The sequence below is a fragment of the Shewanella sp. 0m-6 genome, assembly GCF_052977325.1.
The window spans coordinates 1-21,736 of sequence record NZ_JBRIMD010000010.1; the positions used below are offsets into that span (position 1 = coordinate 1).

14 protein-coding genes and 1 tRNA gene are annotated in these 21,736 nt (G+C 44.0%); 8 read left to right on the plus strand and 7 right to left on the minus strand.

Annotation, left to right across the window (positions count from 1 at the left end; translation table 11 throughout):
* Positions 1-536 precede the first annotated feature (536 nt).
* Positions 537-1,040, plus strand: coding sequence for a DUF4124 domain-containing protein (locus ACVBJC_RS09635; protein ID WP_447160768.1), 504 nt, complete (start codon positions 537-539; stop codon positions 1,038-1,040).
* A 57-nt stretch (positions 1,041-1,097) separates the two neighbouring features.
* Here the strand turns inward: ACVBJC_RS09635 and ACVBJC_RS09640 are convergent, their stop codons facing one another.
* The 4 genes from ACVBJC_RS09640 to rluD form a co-directional block, all read right to left on the minus strand.
* On the minus strand, positions 1,098-1,424 hold the full coding sequence (locus ACVBJC_RS09640; protein WP_447160767.1) for a hypothetical protein: 327 nt from the start codon (positions 1,422-1,424) through the stop codon (positions 1,098-1,100).
* A gap of 281 nt (positions 1,425-1,705) precedes the next feature.
* Entirely contained in the window at positions 1,706-4,279 is a 2,574-nt protein-coding gene (clpB, locus tag ACVBJC_RS09645; protein ID WP_447160766.1) for an ATP-dependent chaperone ClpB, read from the minus strand.
* 217 nt (positions 4,280-4,496) lie between these two features.
* Complete coding sequence (gene pgeF / locus ACVBJC_RS09650) at positions 4,497-5,243, minus strand: peptidoglycan editing factor PgeF (RefSeq protein WP_447160765.1); 747 nt, start codon at positions 5,241-5,243, stop codon at positions 4,497-4,499.
* Positions 5,240-6,214, minus strand: coding sequence for a 23S rRNA pseudouridine(1911/1915/1917) synthase RluD (rluD, locus tag ACVBJC_RS09655; RefSeq protein ID WP_447160764.1), 975 nt, complete (start codon positions 6,212-6,214; stop codon positions 5,240-5,242). The genes pgeF and rluD overlap by 4 nt, the downstream gene beginning before the upstream one ends.
* A gap of 122 nt (positions 6,215-6,336) precedes the next feature.
* On the opposite strand from rluD, the gene ACVBJC_RS09660 reads away from it, so the two are divergent.
* On the plus strand, positions 6,337-7,098 hold the full coding sequence (locus tag ACVBJC_RS09660; RefSeq protein WP_447160763.1) for an outer membrane protein assembly factor BamD: 762 nt from the start codon (positions 6,337-6,339) through the stop codon (positions 7,096-7,098).
* A gap of 123 nt (positions 7,099-7,221) precedes the next feature.
* Here the strand turns inward: ACVBJC_RS09660 and ACVBJC_RS09665 are convergent, their stop codons facing one another.
* Positions 7,222-9,390: an efflux RND transporter permease subunit gene (locus ACVBJC_RS09665; protein ID WP_447160762.1), complete on the minus strand. Its 2,169-nt coding sequence runs from the start codon at positions 9,388-9,390 to the stop codon at positions 7,222-7,224.
* 251 nt (positions 9,391-9,641) lie between these two features.
* Between ACVBJC_RS09665 and ACVBJC_RS09670 the strand changes: the two genes are divergently transcribed.
* A tRNA-Phe gene (locus ACVBJC_RS09670) sits at positions 9,642-9,717 on the plus strand.
* A gap of 190 nt (positions 9,718-9,907) precedes the next feature.
* Here ACVBJC_RS09670 and ACVBJC_RS09675 read toward each other — a convergent pair.
* On the minus strand, positions 9,908-11,770 hold the full coding sequence (locus ACVBJC_RS09675) for a methyl-accepting chemotaxis protein (protein ID WP_447160761.1): 1,863 nt from the start codon (positions 11,768-11,770) through the stop codon (positions 9,908-9,910).
* 238 nt (positions 11,771-12,008) lie between these two features.
* On the opposite strand from ACVBJC_RS09675, the gene ACVBJC_RS09680 reads away from it, so the two are divergent.
* The 4 genes from ACVBJC_RS09680 (at position 12,009) to ACVBJC_RS09695 (ending at position 15,307) form a co-directional block, all read left to right on the plus strand.
* Positions 12,009-12,956, plus strand: coding sequence for an ornithine cyclodeaminase family protein (locus ACVBJC_RS09680; protein ID WP_447160760.1), 948 nt, complete (start codon positions 12,009-12,011; stop codon positions 12,954-12,956).
* Positions 12,957-13,291: 335 nt separating this feature from the next.
* Complete coding sequence (locus ACVBJC_RS09685) at positions 13,292-13,837, plus strand: RNA polymerase sigma factor (RefSeq protein ID WP_447160772.1); 546 nt, start codon at positions 13,292-13,294, stop codon at positions 13,835-13,837.
* On the plus strand, positions 13,830-14,369 hold the full coding sequence (locus ACVBJC_RS09690; RefSeq protein ID WP_447160759.1) for a hypothetical protein: 540 nt from the start codon (positions 13,830-13,832) through the stop codon (positions 14,367-14,369). Before ACVBJC_RS09685 ends, ACVBJC_RS09690 begins: the two co-directional genes overlap by 8 nt.
* Positions 14,366-15,307: a DUF4097 family beta strand repeat-containing protein gene (locus ACVBJC_RS09695; RefSeq protein WP_447160758.1), complete on the plus strand. Its 942-nt coding sequence runs from the start codon at positions 14,366-14,368 to the stop codon at positions 15,305-15,307. Before ACVBJC_RS09690 ends, ACVBJC_RS09695 begins: the two co-directional genes overlap by 4 nt.
* 128 nt (positions 15,308-15,435) lie before the next feature.
* Here the strand turns inward: ACVBJC_RS09695 and ACVBJC_RS09700 are convergent, their stop codons facing one another.
* The gene (locus ACVBJC_RS09700; RefSeq protein ID WP_447160757.1) at positions 15,436-16,338 is read right to left on the minus strand and encodes a LysR family transcriptional regulator; all 903 of its coding nucleotides are present in this window, start codon (positions 16,336-16,338) and stop codon (positions 15,436-15,438) included.
* Between the two features lie 398 nt (positions 16,339-16,736).
* Here ACVBJC_RS09700 and ACVBJC_RS09705 point away from each other — a divergent pair, with 398 nt between their 5' ends.
* Positions 16,737-21,698 carry a S8 family serine peptidase gene (locus ACVBJC_RS09705; RefSeq protein ID WP_447160756.1) on the plus strand — a complete coding sequence of 1,654 codons (4,962 nt, stop codon included), beginning with the start codon at positions 16,737-16,739 and terminating at the stop codon, positions 21,696-21,698.
* Positions 21,699-21,736 lie beyond the last annotated feature (38 nt).

A 21,736-nucleotide genomic window follows, 5' to 3' on the forward strand; every position in this document is an offset into this window, starting at 1 on the left:
GTCACCTGAATCAAATCTCCTAAGAGTTTTAACTCTAACCCTTTATAAAAAGAGCTAACCGATACCGCTGCAAGTCCTATTCTATCTAGCGTTTACGACTATTTCTAATCTCAAGCGTTAGTACTAGTTGGCCTGCTGTGCCGTGTCAGTGGATGCGCATTATAGGGATATCTCGGAGTAGCGCAAGGGGCTTATTGATAAAAAGTACAATAAAAATGAAACAACTTAACTAAACGAGTATAAAGCCCGCACTTTGTCGATAATTCAGGCCAAACTAAGGTTAGTTTCGGATGTTAACCTCGAATACTAGTATCGAATTAGTATCGAAGTTAGACCAATGTGTAGCAGCGATAACCAGCTAAGAGGCCAGTTTTGCTAAGTTTCTCTAGCCACCATGATAGAGCATCTAATTTTGGTGATTCTTTTAGGAGCTACACGACCTCAGACATATGTTGGTATTAATTATATATTCAAGCTAGCATATTGCATTGTTACAGACTGTATTTAACTTAGTTCATTTTTACTAGGGATAGAAAATGATTAGAACAACAAAAGCGCTTCTTTCTATACTCACTCCTTCAACTTTGGCTATTGTACTTACGGGCACCTCCATTGCGCTTACTTTATCAGGTGCCAACGTGCAGGCCAGTGTCATTTACACTTGGGTCGATGATAATGGTGTCACCCATTATAGTCAGCAGCCACCTGAGCAAGCTCAATCACCGACTGAAACAGATAAGCTATATAGTGAAGACATTAAACCTAAACACATTGGTACGGTTGCGCCTTTAGTTAAAGTAGCACAAGGCAGTGGACCATCAGATATAGAGAGAAAAGCAGCCGCTATCAACCAAGCAGACCAAAAGCAAGCCAAGTTAATCTGTAAAAATGCTCAACACAGTCTTAATGTGCTAACAACTCATTCAAAGCTAAATAAAAAGAACAAAGAAACAGGTGATGTTATCGCGATGACCGAAGAGCAAAGGCTGGCTTCGATTACAGAGCAGCGTGAACGAGTTAAGCTTTTTTGTACAAAGTAGTACCGTTTAAACCAAAACAGACTCGATTGAGTCTGTTTTCAGTTTCAGTATCTACAGCTACTTTTTAGCTTGTAGATTATACATTGAGCGTGGAATCCCATCAGCACAAGCTTCTTGCCCTGCAGTCCAACCGTCATCAAATTGTTGTAAGCCATCCAATGCTTTGTCTTTCTTTATAGAGTCATAGAGCTCGGTCTGCTGGCGCTCAGTAACATAAGCATTTTTACAGCCTCGGTAATACCCATAATGATAAAGACTTTCATACGCTTTATTTCCTTCACCAATATAAGGCCCTGACACCGACTCTTTTTCATTAATCGAATTTGAAGAACAGCCAATCACACTTAACGAAATTAATGTAATAACGGCTAATTGTTTTTTCATAATGCTCAGCTCCGTGTCCATATCGAAAGACAAAAAATTCAAAATGCATGGTTCAACATTAACCCTGAGTATTATGTATTACTCAAATATTACCAATTCGGCTAAGTTAGATATTGAAAACAAATATGTTTAGCTCAAAAAACAGCCTTCACAGTTCAAATATACATTAACAATCACAACTTAACAGGGTTTGTTGAAAGTTTTTCAAACAAAAAAGGCTTCAACTTATGTTGAAGCCTTTTACGCTACCATTGATAGTACAGTCGCTAATACTAATCCGACTACTGCTTAAAGACTAATGCGTCGCCTTCAACTGAAACCTTAATATCCTTACCGGGCAATAGCTTTCCACTGAGGATTTGTTGTGCCAGTGGATTTTCCACTTCTTGCTGTAAGGCACGCTTAAGCGGTCTTGCACCGTAAACGGGATCAAATCCTGCTCTGGCAATCAAGGCCAAGGCTTCATCGGTCATCTCAAGCCCATAGTCTTTATCTGCTAGACGTTTTTTTAGACCTTCGATTTGAATCGATGCAATATGAGCAATATTTTGCTCATCTAATGGATGGAACACTACCGCTTCATCAATTCGATTCAAAAACTCTGGTCTAAAGTTTTGCATGACAACTTGCATAACATCAGATTTCATTTCGTCATAAGTTTGCGTACCGAAGCCCATCTGGATCAGATCAGAACCTAAGTTTGAGGTCATGATCACTACGGTATTTCTAAAATCTACCGTGCGCCCTTGTCCATCAGTCAAACGACCATCATCTAATACCTGTAATAAAATATTAAATACATCAGGGTGCGCTTTTTCGACCTCATCTAGCAAAATAACTGAGTATGGCTTGCGTCTGACGGCTTCTGTTAAGTAGCCACCCTCTTCATAACCCACATACCCAGGAGGTGCACCAACTAAACGCGACACTGAGTGCTTCTCCATAAACTCAGACATGTCGATTCGAACCAAAGCTGACTCAGTATCGAATAAAAACTTTGCTAATGACTTACATAGCTCTGTTTTACCCACACCGGTTGGACCTAAAAATAGGAATGAACCAATTGGACGATCGGGATCGGCAAGGCCGGCGCGGCTTCGACGAATCGCATTCGCGACTGAATTTACCGCTTCATTTTGGCCAATCACACGCTCATGTAGCGCATCTTCCATCTTAAGCAACTTATCCCGTTCACCTTCAAGCATCTTAGACACTGGAATACCGGTCGCCTTTGACAGCACTTCGGCGATCTCAACGTCTGTGACCTTATTACGTAGCAAGGTCATATCCTGCATTTCAGCTTGCGCCGCTAAGTCCAACTGCTTTTCGAGTTCTGGAATACGTCCGTACTGCAGCTCAGACATACGAGTTAAGTCACCCGCACGTCTTGCAACCTCTAAGTCCATTCGCGCTTGCTCAAGATCAGCCTTAATATGCTGAGTTCCTGCTAATGCCGCTTTTTCAGTACGCCAAATTTCATTTAACTCCGACGCTTTCGCTTCAACCTCTTTCAGCTCCGCACGTAGCACTTCTAGACGACGTAAACTCGCCTCATCAGCTTCTTTACTTAGTGCTTGCTCTTCAAGTTTTAACTGAATAGCACGACGTTCAAGCCTATCTAATGATTCGGGCTTAGAGTCAATCTGAATACGAATGCTTGATGCGGCCTCGTCAATCAGATCGATTGCTTTATCGGGTAGCTTACGATCTGAAATGTAACGGTGCGACATACTCGCCGCCGCAACAATTGCCGGATCGGTGATTTCGACATGATGATGCAATTCATAACGTTCTTTTAAACCACGCAAAATAGCGATGGTGTCTTCAACACTCGGCTCATCTACCAATACTTTTTGGAAACGGCGCTCAAGTGCGGCATCTTTTTCAATATATTGCCTGTACTCATCTAACGTCGTTGCACCAACACAATGTAAGTCACCACGAGCCAATGCAGGTTTGAGCATATTACCCGCATCCATCGCACCATCAGATTTACCAGCGCCAACCATAGTGTGCAGCTCATCAATAAAGAGGATCACTTGTCCTTCTTCTTGAGATAACTCATTAAGTACCGCTTTTAAACGTTCCTCAAATTCACCACGGTATTTAGCCCCCGCCACTAATGCGCCCATATCGAGTGATAATACACGCTTATTTTTGATGCCTTCAGGCACCTCATTATTAATGATCCGCTGAGCAAGCCCTTCAACAATCGCCGTTTTACCTACGCCCGGTTCACCAATAAGTACCGGGTTATTCTTACTACGACGTTGCAGCACCTGGATGGTACGACGAATTTCATCGTCACGCCCTATTACAGGATCTAATTTTCCCTGCTCGGCACGCTCTGTTAAATCAACAGTGAATTTCTTCAATGCTTGACGTTGATCTTCAGCGTTAGGATCATCGACATTTTGGCCATTACGGATCTGAGTGATTGTCGCTTCCATTAACTCTTTTGTCGCACCAGATTGTTTCAGGGCTTGCGCTAGCGCATCGTTGCCCTCTAGCGCAGCTAATACAAATAGCTCACTAGAGACAAACTTGTCTTTGCGTTTCTGCGCCAATTTATCGCAAAGGTTCAATAAACGAACTAATGCCTGCGATAACTGTACGTCGCCGCCAGTGCCTTCAACTTGTGGTCGTTGCTCTAAATCCTTACTCAATAAAGATCGCAGGGTACTCACCTGGATCCCTGCTTGCGTAAGTAGAGGGTGAATTGACCCTCCATCTTGATTTAGTAATGCCATCATCAAATGTGATGGTTCGATAAATTGATGATCTCGACCGAGTGCTAATGATTGAGCATCTGAGATCGCCATCTGGAATTTATTAGTCATACGATCGAGTCGCATAAATCCTCCGATAACTCATAAAAATTGGGTAAATAAAAGGCAATGAACATTGCGTTTCTGCTTCGAGACATTGAATTGGACGTACTAATACATTCCAATTCAATGGTACATATTCATTCGCACTAAAATTCACACAAGAAAAAGGGGGTACTCCGCAATTGAGCAGAATATCTGTTACTTAAAAGATGGGGACTATTTAAACAAAATCAAGTTTGATTTAGCGATTAAGCCAAATAAATGATGCCATGCGGCCCGTAATGCCATCACGACGATAGGAGAAAAAGCTTTTTACATCAGAAACTGTGCAGCGTTGATCTTTAAAAATACGCCCAACACCTAAGAGTGAAAGCCTAAAGCTGGCTAACCCTTGAATATCTGCCATATATTTTTGCTCCCCTTGCGGGTTGATATGACAAGTAAAGAATTGACTCGATTGCGGATGCTTAGTTTCAAATTGTGCTTTAACTTCAGCGCCCACTTCAAAAGCTGTAGGCCCAATGGCAGGCCCTAAATAGGCAACCAGTTCATTAGGTTGATGATTAAATTTTTCGACAGTAGCTTCAATAATTCCATCACACAAACCGCGCCAGCCAGCATGAACAGCGGCGACTTCGGTGCCATTCTCATCACACAATAATATCGGTAAGCAATCGGCGGTCATCACAACACAAACTTGCTCGGTGTTATCGCTATAACTCGCATCGGCATGATGAACTTGGGTATTGTCAGCATCGACAACGTCAATACTGTGGGTTTGTTCTAGCCAGGCAGGCTTTGCGGGAAGATTTAGCTGCTCAACAATGAGCGATCTATTGGCCAGGACCTTGTTAGGATCATCACCAACATGCAGCCCTAGGTTCAGGCTGGCATAAGGTGGCAAACTAGCGCCACCTTCTTTAGTAGAAAAAGCCAGGCTCACCCCAGATGGGATAAACCAAGCTTGATTTTCTATTTTGCTTATCATGAATAAACTAAAGGATTTTCTTCAGTATCTTTACGTAACGCTCTGGTCAGCTTCACCATATCTTCTGGGATAGGTGCTTGCCAGCTCATGATTTCACAAGTAAATGGATGTGCTAGCTCAAGTCTAACTGCGTGCAGTGCTTGACGCTTAAAGCCCATGTAAGTCTCGAAAAAGTCTGGTGCAGCCCCTTTTGGTGGACGTGGACGACCCGCGTAAACAGGATCACCAACCAAAACATGACCAATATGTGCCATATGGACACGGATTTGGTGCGTACGGCCAGATTCCAAACGTAATCTTAGGCGAGTATGCGCTCTGAACTTTTCCGCCACGCGATAATGAGTCATCGCAGGCTTACCGTTATGAACAACTGCCATATGGGTACGCTTAGTCGGGTGACGATCGATTGGTTCATCGACAGTGCCGCCGGCAATAATCGTACCTGTCACAATCGCTTCATACTCACGCGTGATCTCACGGGCCTGCAGTGCAGAAACCAAGTGTGTTTGCGCTTCAACCGTTTTGGCCACCACCATCAAACCTGTGGTGTCTTTATCCAAACGATGCACAATACCTGCACGCGGCACTAATTCGATACCAGGGCAATGATGCAGCAGGGCATTCATTAAAGTACCATCTTGATTACCTGCGCCAGGATGAACCACTAAGCCAGCCTGCTTATTGATAACTAGAATATGGTCATCTTCATAGATGATATCTAAATCAATAGCTTCAGCTTTAGCTTTCGTTTCTTCTTCTAACGTGGCAGCAACCGTAACTTCCTGACCTTCTAGCACTTTAACTCTAGGCTTGTCAGAAACTTCGCCATCAATAAAGACTGAACCTGATAAAATCCATTCTTTGATACGTGTACGCGAGTAGTCAGGGAACAAATCAGCCAAAGTCTGGTCTAATCTTTGTCCGGTTTGTGTTGCTGTTATCTCGCTTTTTAGATTAATCTCTTGTGTCATATGAACCGTACCCACTTTTCTGGGTCCAAAAATGTTTACTATCTGTTACAATCGGATTGTTTCTATTTTATCGTGAAATGGAAAAATTCTTAACAATAACTTTAAAAGAATCGAATTCAAGTATGCATAAAATTGCCAAAAGTGTCGCTGTAGTCCTTATCACGCTTGCAGCTACGGCCTGTAGTAGTAAACAGGGCGAAGACCCTCAGATGACAAAAAGTTCACCGGAAATGCTTTATTCTCAAGCAAGAACCTCGATGGAACTAGGTAATTACAGCAAAGCTGTGCGTTCTCTAGAAGCCTTGGATTCGCGTTTTCCATTCGGTCCACACAAGACTCAAGTACAGCTTGACCTCATTTATGCTTATTACAAACTTGACGATCCAGCGTCAGGCATTGCGAATATCGATCGCTTTATTCGCTTAAACCCAACACATAAAGATATTGATTATGTTTACTACATGCGTGGCCTAGTCAATATGCAGTCTGATCGATACATGTTTCACGATATGCTAAATATCGACCGTTCTGACCGCGACCCTAAAGCCGCACAAGATGCATTTAAAGATTTCGATAGACTGATTAAGTCATATCCAAACAGTAAGTATGCAGCAGATGCACAAAAACGCATGCAGCATCTAAAAAATAGACTGGCACTTTACTCGATCAAGGTAGCTGAATACTACATAAAAATGAATGCATGGAGTGCAGCTGCAGTACGTGCACAGTCAGTTTTGGAGACTTATCCAGGTACTCCATCAGCTGAAAAAGCATTAGAAATCATGTCTACTGCCTATGGTGAACTTGGACAAGAAAAGCTTAAAGATCATGCACTCATGGTGATGAAGGCTAATTTCCCTAACAATAAGTTAGTCACTAACTAAACCAGTTGAACATGCATATTTGACGATAAATAAGACCTCTTTTTGAGGTCTTATTTTTTTGTTCAAAATTTGACTAGTACCGAAAAATAAAGCCCCGTAACGAAAATTTGTCATTTCAAGCAACTAGTGTTCAGCTTTTCTCAATAGCCAGCGCCGATAAAGTACCGGTAACATTAATACGTCAAAACCCCAGGCAAAGAGCACCACGAGACAAGACAGCAAGCTTAACTGAGAGATAGGCGTAAAGTCTGATAATAGGCCGATTGAAAAGCCGAGCGTAATGGTCAAGGTGGTAAAACTAATAACAGGCAAGACCTTAGATAAACTATCCCATATAGAAACAGTGGTGATCTCTCCCCTATCAGGCAGCTTTAGCATCAAATGTAAGGTGTCATCAACGATGATCCCAAGCATCATTCCTAATACCAATGCGGTACCTAAACTGATAAAACCACCATTCATTTGCCATAGGGCAAATACCCACAACAAAGGTAAAAAGTTAAGCAGTAAGCCCATAAAACCAAAAATTAACGATCGCTTTAATACACTCAATAATATCGCCAAGCCAATTAAAGCGACAGCAAAAGAGACAAGCATACTATTGGCATTATCGACACTAAGATGAGCAAACAACAAATTACTCCCAAGTGGTGGACTGACACCAACACCGATTGCATTTTCGGCTAACCAGGTATCGACCCGTTGCTCAAAAGCAATAAGCTCCATGGCTGTCATAGGTTGTAAATATAGCGTCATTAAGCTCGATTGTTTATCAACCGACAACTCACTTACCAAGCCCAGTTGTGCCACGCTATTTCTGGCCAAGATCTGCTTAAACTGACTCTGCCCTAGCCCAGCACTTTTTATCCAGTCACCGATATGCTGCACCTTAATCACTTGTGGCTGCAGTTTTAAAAAACGGCTGAATTTATAGATAAAGCTGATCTCAGTCTTATTTATCTGTTTTCGCTCTACGCCACTGACAACATAATGCTGCAGATTTATCCCCGAAAAGTATTGCGCCATTTTCTGACTTGAAACAATAAAAGGGGTGCTTGGCTCAAAGTAACTTAAGGGATCATCATTTAAGCTCAGCTTCGATACGCTAACAAGAGCCATTGCACTCAAAATGACGATACCGAGCATCACCGCTAGCGGCTGTTTAGTGTTGAGCTTCGCTAACACCAGCACCTTATTGAAATTAAGCAGTTTGCTTTTGGGTGCGCCCGCATATTTAGCGAAAAAAATCAGACTTGTTAGACTGAGAATATAATTACACAGCACAGCAAACCCAACCAGTAAGCCAAAACTTTGGATTGGCGGTGATGGGCTCAGTAGTAATAAGCTAAAGCCAAAGATGGTCGTCATGCTAGAGTAAAACAGTGGCGCTTGATTAACCTCAACCGTATAACGTAAAGCCTGCTGATTTGTTTTTCCTAGTCTCATCTGGGTTTGCCAACCAAAGTACAAATGAGATGCATAAGCTAAAGCGAGTGTCACTATAATCACTGGCACAAAAGCGGTAATCGCCGCAAGCGTCAGTTTTAACCAAGCCGCTAACCCCACGGTTAATATTAATGTGACCCCAGTATTAACAATAAGCGCAAAAATCCACGACTTTTGCTGTATAAACAGCACCGCCATCAACAAGATAATGCCTAACAAGGCTGGGGCAAACCAGCTCAAATCATGACTTAATACTTGAGCATATTGCCAGTTAAGTGCGTGAGTACCATTAAGATAAAAGTTAACCCCTAAGGGTTGCCAATAATGGCGACTATCGTTAGTGACTCTTTGCAGTACATCGTCTAACCACAAACTCTGTGTAGTGAACTCAGGCGCTCTGAGACTAGTTAATTGCAACTTTAACAGTAGCGCGTGACCATCAGTAGACAGCACAGAGGACAGCCGAGGGTGAGCTTTATAAGCTAAAATTTTATCCTGTTTGGCTGTGCCATCAATAAACTGGTTATAGCCTTGGATACTGGCGATATCTTGGTTGGCATCAAGCTTATCCAGAAACAAAGCTAATTGCGCCTGTGGCTTTTTATCTCGCCAATCTTGCGGCGTTTCTAACAACAGCCAAAGTTGATCATGACGTTCAAATTTAGCCATCATGTTATTGAATGCCACAAATCGCGGATCTGACGGCGCGAAGTAGTCATTAAAATCCATATCGAGATTGAGGCGATTAGCCCCCAACACAGAAAGAAGCAATAAAACCGCCATCGCGATAAACATGACGATTGGATGTCGCTGAATATTCCAGATGATCTGCGTTTGATAACCCAATCAAACTCTCCCTCTATATAGCTGTAAGTCGTGTGCATCTCAAAAGCGTCACTTCCTTGTATGCTCACTCAAACCAGCAAAGCTATTTTCATCAAACTTATTAAGCAATTTAAGCAATAAACCATTCATTTACGATTATTGCTTACTTCTAAAGCTAAGTGCCGAATTATTCAACGGGCAAGCAATAAAAATCACTTATTTTCAAAAATGGGTTGACTAAAAACGGTAAAAGCCTTTTAATAGCGCCCGTTGCCCGAATAGCTCAGTCGGTAGAGCAGAGGATTGAAAATCCTCGTGTCCCTGGTTCGATTCCGGGTTCGGGCACCAATATTTAGTTTAGGTGTTGCAACAACAATAGCTAGACCAGCGACAAGGCATATTAAGACCTATTATCGCTACATTAAAACCTCGCATCGCGAGGTTTTTTTATGCCTAAAATTCAAGACCGATGAAAGTAAACGCCTAGTAATTAGATGAGTTACTAGAGGCTTACTATCATCATGTTCAAGCCATAGCCTTATACCTTGAACTTACTCACCGCATCTCGTAGATACGCGGCACGCTCACGCACCTCATCCGTCGCACTCGCGTTTTGCGTTGCCACCTCTGCCGTTTCCTGAGCGATATCGCGGATCACCACCACATTTTGATTAACCTCTGCAGCCACCATGCTTTGCTCTTCAATTGCCGCCGCAATTTGTGTGCTCATATCCATGATATTGGTTACGTCGCTGTTGATTTGCTGTAATAAACTACCAGCTGAGGCCGCTTGTTCAGCGCTTGCATTGCCCTGCTCACAACTCGCGTGCATCAAGCTCACAATAGAGTGAGTGCGGGACTGCAAGGTTTGTATGATCGCGGCGATCTCTTCTGTTGATTCTTGTGTACGCATAGCAAGACTGCGCACTTCATCGGCAACCACGGCAAAACCACGTCCTTGTTCACCGGCTCTTGCAGCTTCAATCGCGGCGTTTAATGCTAGTAAATTGGTTTGATCGGCAATGCCGCGAATGACATCAAGTACGCTACCGATAGTTGCGCTGTCTTTTTCAAGATCTGTCACCACATCAGTCGACTCGTTGATCTGCTGCGCCAATAACTCTATCTTTTCGATTGTGTGTTGCACACCAACCTGCCCTGTTTGAGCATTGTCGTGAGTCATACTGGCTTTATTAGCAGCAAGTTCAGTGTTTTTAGCAATCTCATCAATGGTGGCTCCCATCTCAGTAATCGCCGTTGCGACCATATCGGTTTCATTCAGTTGGTTCTCAGCACCTTGTGAAGCGCGCGCCACATTGCTTGCTAAATCTTGGCAAGAGTCATTCATAGTATCAACAGACTGAGTCACTTGATGGATAAGCTGCTGGAAGCTTTCTACCATACTGTTAAAGTGCCTAGCGATTTGACCAAGCTCATCGTCACTGCTCGCATCGCAGCGCATAGATAAGTCTTTATTTTCTTCGATATAAGTGATCACCTCAGTAATGCGCTTAACTGGCTCAATAATACTGCGAATAATCATCAAGGTCGCAAATGCCAGAGCCACAGCAATCAGCACCGCAATTGAAAGTCCGACAATAAATGCCGAGCTTTTTTTATCGCTAATCACATCCATCGCCAAAGATTCGAGCTGATTGAGCGCCCTATCGGTATTGGCGACAGCTTGGCGCAATTGTCCACGCTCACCTTCAGAAATGGTCAGACCGAGTTGCTGCTCTTTTTGCACTAACGTATTGAAGTCTGTGCTATATTGTTGGATATAGCGGGCTATCTTTTGCTTCGCTTGCTCATCAAGCTGGGCTAAGCTCAGAGTATTGAGGAATTGCTGCAGGTTATCATCAAATTTACCCACATAACTTTCGCTACGCCTTAGCATAAAATCTTTCTCGGCTCGCCTAAGTTGCAGCATCTGCACCATCAGTTCAGGCTCATTATATTGCTCAACTAAACCTTCAACCTGATGCACAGCGCCTCGCAACGTGCCGTATAAACCTGTTTTTGGCGTTAAGCCTATCTGCTTATTGAGACTCACAACATTGCTAAAGGCAGATTCATAACGGGCAAGTTCTTGGCTAAAAAGGGTTAAACTTGCAGCGGGTATAGCGTATTTTTCAAATACACTAGTCAACTTAACCACTGTTGCTTGAGCATCACGATTATCAGATTTATGCTGATCAACGTACTTAAGATCCTTTCTTGCTAGAAAATCCTTTTCATCTTTGCGTAGTGTTAACATCTCATTTTTAAGCCCCGAAATATCCTGCGAAGCTTGTGCTAATTCCGTTTGCACTTGGCTAAAATAAACTTGAAGGCCAAACATGGCCGCTAATGCAGTGATAGACACGCCTGCACTTAACATTAATTTATATCGAATTAGCATGTTACATCTCTTTTTTATTAGCTTAAGTCCCTTAGAAAACATCAAATAGCAGTTACCTAAGGCTGTCTTTTATTTTATCGGCTGATTAGGTAGGACATTTAGCTACAAAAACACCTAAAAACAGCAAATAATATCTAACAATATAATTATTAAGTTGAAATATAATTCAGCTCATAAAAGTTCATTGACTCAGGCAAAGCCTACAAATAGTATAAAATATACTTAAATGGAGATTTTCATGTTAGTCATCAATGCAGAGTCAGTTCATCAATCCCTTAATTTCCCAGATTTAATCAATGCCCTAGATGAGACATTTTCTCGCCCAGCAGGTATGCCGCAACGTCAAGTTTTCAGCTTAGATGAGTCAGCCAGCCATAGTGACGCTTTTGCAGTCTTACCTTCATGGAATGACAAAGCTATCGCTGTAAAAGCGTTTACTTACTTTCCTGGTAACCCACAAAAAGACCCTAAACTGGCTAGTCTCTACTCTAAAATATTGGTCTTTAGTCGAGAGACCGGTGAGCCTCAAGCATTAGTAGACGGCACTAGCGTCACCTATTGGCGCACCGCTGCAATCTCTGCACTAGGTAGCCGATACCTGTCTCGTGAAGACTCCAGCAAACTACTGGTTTGCGGTACAGGCAATTTAGCCTCTTTTATGGCACTGGCTCATGCCAGCGTGCGCCCGATCACTCAAATTACCATTTGGGGGCGCAGCGAAGAAAAGGCTCGCAAAACGGTTGAGCTTATCCGCAACAAACGCCAAGATATTGAAGTCATTCTATGCTCTAACTTAGAGAAAAGTGTACGCGAGGCCGATGTCATTAGCTGTGCTACCGGCAGTCCAGCACCACTGTTTAACGGTGATTGGGTTCAATCTGGCACACACACTGACTTTGTCGGTAACCACAACCACGATAGACGCGAATGTGATACCCAATTAATCACTAAATCGTCGGTGTTTGTTGATTCCAAAATCAATGTATTTGCTGAGGCTGGAGAGTTACAGATCCCAGTGGCAGAAGGTGTGTTTTCCCTTGACGATGTAAAAGGCGAATTAGGTCAGCTTTGCACAGCAGAAGTTAAAGGCCGTACTAGCAATGAAGAAATCACGGTGTTTAAGACCGTAGGTACTGCACTGGCAGATCTTGTTGGCGCACAGCTCGTTTTCTCAAAACTAAGCTAGGCTAGCACTCTAAAATCAAAGCTCGCAGTCCCAAGTGCTAAGTTAGCATTCTCAAATCTAAGTTAGCCTTCAAAAAAGCTGAGCTCGCGTCACAATGTCGGTTTATCTGTTTATCTATATTGAGAGAAGCATACTTGGCTTCTCTTTTTTTGCTAAATCCAGCCGCTATATCCATAAAAATAGCTAGCCTCAAGCCATAACAAACAAGATTTATCTTTGCATCTCGACCAGCAAAAAATAATTTCTATTGCATTTAAACCTTTTTATCTGTTGGCTATGTCTTATTAGTAACGTAAGCGCACAAGGAAAGTTGAGTGACGGTACAAATACAGGTCATGGCGTCAAGGCCGCTTCTAGAATCTGAACTTATAGATAAAGCAAAGTTAGGTGATAAGTCCGCTTTTAAGCAGCTCTATCAACTGCACCACCAGCGAGTATACGCACTTTGCTTAAGGATCACGGGTCAAGTGTCGTTAGCAGAGGAAGCCACCCAGGATTGTTTCGTCAAACTATGGCAAAAGCTGCCTCAGTTTCGCGGTGAAAGTCAGTTTACAACTTGGCTGCACACGCTCAGCGTCAATCAGGCTCTATCTAGCCTTAAGAAACATCGCTCATTTTGGTCGCGATTTGTCAGTAGTGACACCGATGTGCAGAGCATCAGTGATGAATATGAAGACCTAGATAAACTATTACTCAAATTGCCAGAGCGAGCGCGGATCGTTTTTGTATTACATGCCTTAGAAGGCTATAAGCACGAAGAAGTTGGCCAACTAATGGGTATTGCAGCAGGTACAAGCAAGGCGCAATACCACAGGGCTCGACATTTACTTGAATTGCTTATAGACCCAAACCCGCTAGAGAAAGGAGGCCGCAATGAATAACGTTAAAACAACACTCACACAATTAGTCAAACTGGCTCCTCAAGAACTCGCCCCTCAAAGAGACCTTTGGAGCGATATTGAAAAGCAACTCGATAAACCCGATTTTCAGCAGGCTCAGCCTCACATTAAGCAAAGCGAGCAATGGCAACGCCTCGCGATTGCCTGCATAGTGCTACTCACAGGCCTGTTGGGGATGAATGTTTGGCAGCAAAATAGCCTGCCCTCGCCAAGTGATTCACCATTGCAGCTTACCTTAGCCGAGATCCAGATGCAGCATCAGCTTCAAGTGCAGCAGCTTAGTCAGCAACCGCACCTAGTTAACTGGCAAGGAACCGAGCTAGGCGTCCCCCTAGATAAAGGCATAGAGCAGCTCAGAAAGGCAGCCGAACAGATCTACCAAACACTACAAAAATCCCCTAATGATAAGGAACTGTGGCAGCTATGGCTGTGGACTCAACACAAAGAGATTGAGCTATTACAGCAAGGTCAAACGCTACCCGTTAACCCATTACCTCAAGGAGCATTAATATGAAACCAACACTCATCACTACGCTAATGGCTAGCGCTGTTTTATTTACGAATATGACTATCGCAGGAGAAGCTATTGAACAGCAACAAGCTGTTCAAGCAAATCCTGCTGTAAAAGTGAAAGTACAGCGTGGTAGCGTCACATTTAAGTCTTGGGATAAAAATGAAATCTCAATAAAAGGCACTTTAGACGAACTCAGTGAAGGCTTCATATTCTCAATCAAAGGTAATAGTGTCACGATCGAAGATAAGATGCCGCGCCAATATAATGGTAAGAATAAAGACGGCTCTGATTTAGTTATCACACTACCAAAGCAACTTGTGCTTGAGGCCGAAAGCGTCTCGGCGAACTACACGCTAAATGCCTTAGTTGGCAAGCTTGAGGTAAGCTCTGTCAGCGGCAATATCAAGGCTAACGACTTACATGAAAAAAGTCTGCTACAAACCATATCCGGCGATATTTTTACACGTAATTTAACGGGGGAGACTCAGCTTAAAACCGTATCAGGAGATATCAAAGATAGCCAAAGTAGTGGCTCACTAGACTATCAACTCGTCAGTGGTGAGCTCAGCGCAGACACCAAGGCCAGCAAGGTTTCAGTAGAAACGGTCTCAGGTGATGCCACTTTAGCCCTGGGTAATATCGACTCATTGAATGTCAAAACCGTTAGCGGCGATGTAGACTTATCGCTGACAGCGTTAACCCGTCGAGCTAAACTTGGCAGCGTCAGTGGTGATATGAGTATTACACTCCTAGATACCACCAATATCAGTTTCGATATCAACGGCGGCCCCGGCGGCAAGATCAGCAACAAATTAACTGACGACAAGATCACTAAAGAAAAGTATTCGCCGCAATCCTACCTAAAATTCCAAACGGGTGATGGCCGTGCAGATCTCGGCGTGTCGACGATTAGTGGCAAAATTGAATTACTGAAGTAATAGCGGTAAGCCCCACCATTGATACAGCCTCTTGCTTCTTATAGGCTGGCAAAATACAGGCTGTAAAGCGTCATGACTTACAGCCTATATTTTTAGCGATAATTAATGCACTTCAAGAGCTTAACGCCCTAGCTTCCAGCGGTTCCTATAAATGAAATAAATTCCTTTGCAGCTGGAGTTAACCCGCGAGATTTTAAATACACAGCACCATAATCCACACTGATGTAAGGCATGTCTTTCACGTTTAATAACACCAAACGTCCAGCACTTAACTCTTCGTCAATAATCACTTTTGGTAATAAACTAATCATGTCGCTGTTATATAGCAATTGCCTTATTGAGTGGAAAAGCTCGAACCTTACTAAGCCAGAAAATGCATGTCGACTGCTATCAAATAGGTCGCCAAACAAACTTTCAAGCTCGTGAGTTGTTGCTCTAGGCAACGCGATAGGAAAGTCTTTTAATCTGGGAGTATATAAATTTTGCTCTCTCACCAGTGGATGGTCGGGCCGACAGCAAAAGACCCCCACAGAGCTACAATAATTAATAATGTTTAAGTCTTCTCGCTTATCGAAACCAGTGACTTTCGTTTCAGCAACAAACAAATCCAGCTCCCCCCTTGAGAGTAAGTCATTAAGTTCACTCACATCTCGGGTACGCAGCTCGACACTTATCGATGGTGAGAACCTTGAGAACTCGCTGAGGATCTCACTCAATATATTACTTGAAGCAAGAGTCCCACCACCAACAACCAATTTACCTGTTGATTTACCACTATTAATTTTTATATCAGACTCGAGCAGATGGACGCCATTTAAAATCTTATCGCTATGCTTTAGCACCAAGTCCCCATGAAAGGTCAACTTTACATGCCTTGAGTCTCGAGTAAACAGCTGCACCCCAAGGTTCTGCTCCATCTTCTGGATACTGCGTGTCAATGATGGCTGAGTTATGGCTAGCTTATCAGCTGCAACACTGAAGCTCTTGCATTCAGCCAACGCCACAAAATGTTTTATATGCCGCAGCTCCATAAACCTCATCCAATTAATAATGGTCAATCCAAAATAAGTTCAAGCCGAAGTCACACTTCAGCCTACAAACTATGCCAGATAAAGGCCCGACACAAGTTCGCTATAGCGGCAATGTAACAACTTGTATCAATTGTATCCCTGTTAATATTTCCGGTTCATCTTGCTATTAATTATAGGGTTTCTAAATGAAATTAGATCCGTTCAATTCAATTACCCTCGTACTTCAACACGATAAAACCGCATAAACAGTCCGTTTTTAATCATAAAAAAACTTGCATACCCATCAGCTATAACAGCATTCACTCTGACTATTGGCCACCAAAGCAACAAACGGTTAACAATCTAGTTGCACAAATACAACCAGAAGGCAGAACAATGAAACTAAAAAAATAAGTCTGATGACTATCGCGGCAATCTACGCCGCTAGTGCAGGCACAGTGGCCGCTTCTGGCACTGATAACAATATACGTAGTATCGAAATCACAGATGCCATCCTTAAATACAATGAAGAGCTCCGAAGTGGTAACAGTAGAGCCGGCAATAGCGTAAACCGTCCCGCGAGTAACGCACAAAATATTCACCGTGCAATCGCTACAAACCAAAACAGCAAAGTACCGTTTAAACACCAAGCAGGTTTACAAGGGGAACAAACTTATATCGTAGAGTTAAGCGACAAACCCGTTTCTCTCTACCGTGGTGGCGTTGCGCAATTTGAGGCAACATCCCCGACGGTTAACACCATCCCTAGTATGTTAAGCCCTCGTGGCCACAACAAACTCGATACTAAAAGCAGTTCAGTTAAGCAATACAGCCAATACCTAACTGATAAACAAGATCAAGCGCTTAACCAAATATCCGCAAGGGTTGGGGCCAATCTTGATATAAAAAATCGATACACATTGGCGTTTAATGGTATGGCGCTACGCATGACTCAAGAGCAAGCTGCAAACGTTGCCAGCCTTCCAGGTATTCGTAATGTTAGCCTTGAGAAAATGTATGAGTTACACACTGATAATGGTCCAGGACACATAGGTGCCGACGGCATCTGGACTGGAAGTGCAGCTGATGATAAATACAAAGGTGAAGGCATTGTCGTTGGGGTACTTGATACCGGTATCAATTCAGATCACGCCTCTTTTGCGGCAGTTGCAGGCGATGGTTATACCCATACAATGCCAGATCGCTATAGCAGTTACCTAGGTGACTGTGAAAAAGTTGAATTTGCCAGCATGTGTAACGATAAGCTTATCGGTATTCGCTCCTATGAGAGCATCACCGACAGTTATATGGATGCCGCTTTCCAGCCAGAGCAACCCTCTTGGAACATTACCGACCCTAAGCGCCCTCAAAACGGTGAGGATTATAATGGTCATGGTTCACACACGGCTTCAACTGCGGCGGGAAATGAGCTGTTTAATGTAGAGCATGTGGTCGCTATTACGGGCGAAGTTGGTGATGGCATACCAACTGGCCTTAAATTTGACAAAGTGTCTGGTGTTGCACCACGCGCCAACATCATTATGTATCAAGTCTGTTTCCCTGGTGACGGCAGCTATGGTGACGGTTATGGTGGTTGTCCTGGCTCTGCGCTGTTAGCAGGTATTGAAGATGCCGTTGCTGATGGCGTAGATGTTATCAACTACTCAATTGGTAGCCCTTTTGGTACTTTCCCTTGGGATGACCCTATGGAGATGGGTTTCTTGGCTGCACGTGAAGCTGGGATCTCGGTTGCTGCTTCTGCCGGTAACTCTTATGCACCGCAACATGCCAGTCAAGCACGCGGCGCCATCGACCACTTCTCACCTTGGATCACCTCTGTAGCAGCAACGACTCATGGCCGCGAAATAGCGGTTGAAGGTAAAACGCTAACTGCATCAACTGGGGGAGAAAAGCCGCTTGATGAACTTGTCGGTGGCGGGCTAACTGGCGCTTACACAGGCCCCGTTGTTGAAGCCAAAGCTTACGGCAGTGAATATGAAAAGTGTAACGACCCCTTCCCTGCAGACTTCTTCTCGGTAGATCCTGATGGAAATCCATTTGCTACCGCGCCAATTGTTGTGTGTAAGCGTGGTGATATTGCCCGCGTAACCAAAGCGACTAACGTTGAGGCCGGTGGCGCAGGTGGCTTTATCCTGTGGAACTCGGGTTACTCAGAAACCACTGCCAATGATCCTTACTCTATCCCAGGTATTCATATTGATTACAACGCTTACTATGGTGACTACAAAAACGGTTACTTTGGTCTAGAAGATTGGCTTAAAGGTGGTGACAATCACAGCATAACCATCACGGCCTCTGAAGTGGTGGCCAATGAACGAGTTGCTGATTACGTTGCAGATTTCTCATCGCGTGGTCCCAATCTTGAAGCGCCCGATGTGATGTCACCAAACTTAGCTGCGCCAGGTGTTGACGTGTTTGCAGCTTGGGCCGATGAGATGCCATTTAGCACGCAAGGTATGCCAGCGGATTACGCAGCAATTAGCGGTACATCGATGGCAGCACCTCACGTAGCAGGCGCTATGGCACTACTGACTCAGGCGCATCCTGATTGGACGCCAGCGCAGATTCAATCGGCATTGATGACCACAGCGTCATTAGATAATGCCACTCGCTCGCGCGATGGCTCGCCCTATGACCCCGTCCCAGCGGGATACAGTGATGCAGGTAGTGGCGTGATCAACGTATCACGTGCTAATAATGCGGGTTTATTGCTCAATGAAACAGCTGAAAATTACCGCGCAGCTAACCCCAATAATGGCGGTAACATTCACACCTTGAACCTGCCTTACTTCTATCAAGATAACTGTGCCAGTACATGTAGTTGGATGCGCACAGTAACAGCGACAGAAGAAGGGACTTGGACCGTTGATGCGACAGCTGAAACTATGGATGGTGCACCTATGCTAGAGCTAGAGGTGTCGCCAAAGACCTTTACTCTTAAAGCGGGTGAGTCTCAAGCCATTAGCTTAAAAGCAAAAGTGTTAGAGGTCGAAGCGATTGGCGCCGACTCGTCAGGACTGCAGCTGACAGGTTCAGTCAAACTGACTCCAGCAAATAGCAGCACACCAATGCAGCACCTACATGTAGGTGTTCGTTATAGTGGCGACAACTTACCTGCTGAAGTGTCCGGGATTATTCACCGCGAGCAAGGGCATACTTTAACGCCAATGCTTAACACTGAAGAGATCCAGTCGCTAAACTCAAAAGTATTTGGTTTAACCAAAGGGGAAACATTTACCTATGCACTCGCTCGCGCAGATGCAAGAACTTACTCGACTGGCTTAACGCTTGCTGAGATAGAAGCCGATGGCGGCGCCAAAGTTCATTTCTTCGATGTACCAGCCGGTACGCAGCGAATTGTGTGGGAAGTCCTGTCGGCACCAAAACACGCTTATACCTCTATCGATCTGGGTATGGATATCAATGAAGATGGTGACATTCAATGGTTAGATGAAGCTATCTGCTACTCATTTACCGATAACGGCGACTTCTGTGCCATTAACAACCCGACCCCGGGTCGTTACTGGGCAATTGCTGCCAACTGGAAGTATGACTATGAAGACCCTAAAAACCTTGCTGACGAATTTGTTCTCAGTCTAGGTATTGTTGGCGGTTCCGATGATGCCAATATGACGGTTGAAGGCCCTGCGACGACCGATGGTCTGACTCCTTATCAATTAAAACTTAACTACAACCTGCCAGGCGCTACCGACGGTGACACTTACTACGGTGTTGTTGCGCTAGGCAGTGATGACTACAACCCAACTAACTTGGGGGATTTTGCTGTTAAATTACAACATAAGGGGATAGACACTGAAATTACTGCATCGCAAACGGCGGCTAAGGTTGGTGATATAGTTGATTTCATCGTTGATTTAGCACCTAACTTACTCGGGGCAGAGCGTGAGTTCACATTAAATGCAGCACTGTCTGAAGGGATGCAGTTAATCGAAGACTCTATCGTTGTTGGCGGCGTAGGTGACTATCATGAAGGCCTGACAGTGAGCGGCAATACGATTAGCATCAACGCTGCACAGGCATCGTCTAGCGATATGCAGCGTCACTATGTGTTTACTACCAACTTAGATGACGCGACCTGTAAGGTGCCTTACGGTGACGATGAAACCTTCTATGACCTACCTTTGCAAGGCTATCAAGATTTAGGTATTTCAGGTCTATCTAACCAGATGCTATACATACCGATGGAAGAGAATGGGTTACCTCATATACCTCTGTATGCCAATCCTCAGGAGTTCACACAAAATGTACTTGGGATCTCGCCATTTGGTTATATTCAACTCGATGCTAACCCAGAGTTTTGGAACTATAACCAGCCATTCAATGAGAACTTTCAAACCTTCCCAGACACGGTAATCGCACCACTATGGCGCGGTGATGTGAAGATGCCGCAAGGCTCGATTGATTGGGCAACATTCCGCTACACCAACGTGGTATATGGTGTGGTAACCAATGATCACTATATCTTCCAGTGGGATGGCGGTGAAGAGTGGAACAGCTTCTTGGTCGGTAACACCAACCCAGATCCTGATGCTAAGTTTAACATTCAAACTATTATTGCTAACTCAATAAGCTTTGACCCGGAAACACCAGAGATGATCTTTGCTTATCAAACTTTAAAATCAGCAAATGCTCACTTAGGTTCAATTGGTCTGCATGGATTCTGGGGCGAGCGTACGCCATTTGGCCCACTCTCCGGCTACTTGAATGACGGCTTTGCTTATAACGACGTTGATGAAAAAGTCAGTGAAGGTACAGTGGTTTGCGCCGATTATCGGGGGCCAGAGCAAACAGCACTTTCGCTTAAGTTCTCAGCCCGTGTATCAGCCTCCGCGATAGGCAGTGACAACACAGTGTCAGTTCAGACTCAATATGCTGATTCAGAGTTAGTGTCTGTTACTCATACCGTGCTAGCACCAAGTAATATCAGTGTTGCTGCAATGCCAGATATGGAGATGGAAGAAAATAGCACCCTTGAAGGCTTAAGCGTTATGTATAACGACGTAAAAGGTACGGTCAATGGTTTGATGGTCAGCGGTGAGAATATTACAGCGACTATCACTGGTGAAACATTTGCCATTACACCTGATGCTTACTGGCACGGCACCACAGAAGTTACCGTTACCGTTACCGTGCATGATATGGCATATCCCTCAGATCAAGCATCTACCCGCTTTATGCTAACGGTGCACTCTGATGGTATAGAGCCAACCCCACCAGCAGAAGAAACTCCGGATGAACAACCGGAGTCAGATTCTAGTGGGGGTAGCCTGGGCTTCCTAGCGCTTACGCTACTTGGATTGTTAGCTGGCAGCCGTAAAAAACGTCACTCGCTAACTTAATTAAAAAACCGTAACGCTAAGTTAGAACGTTACTTTTC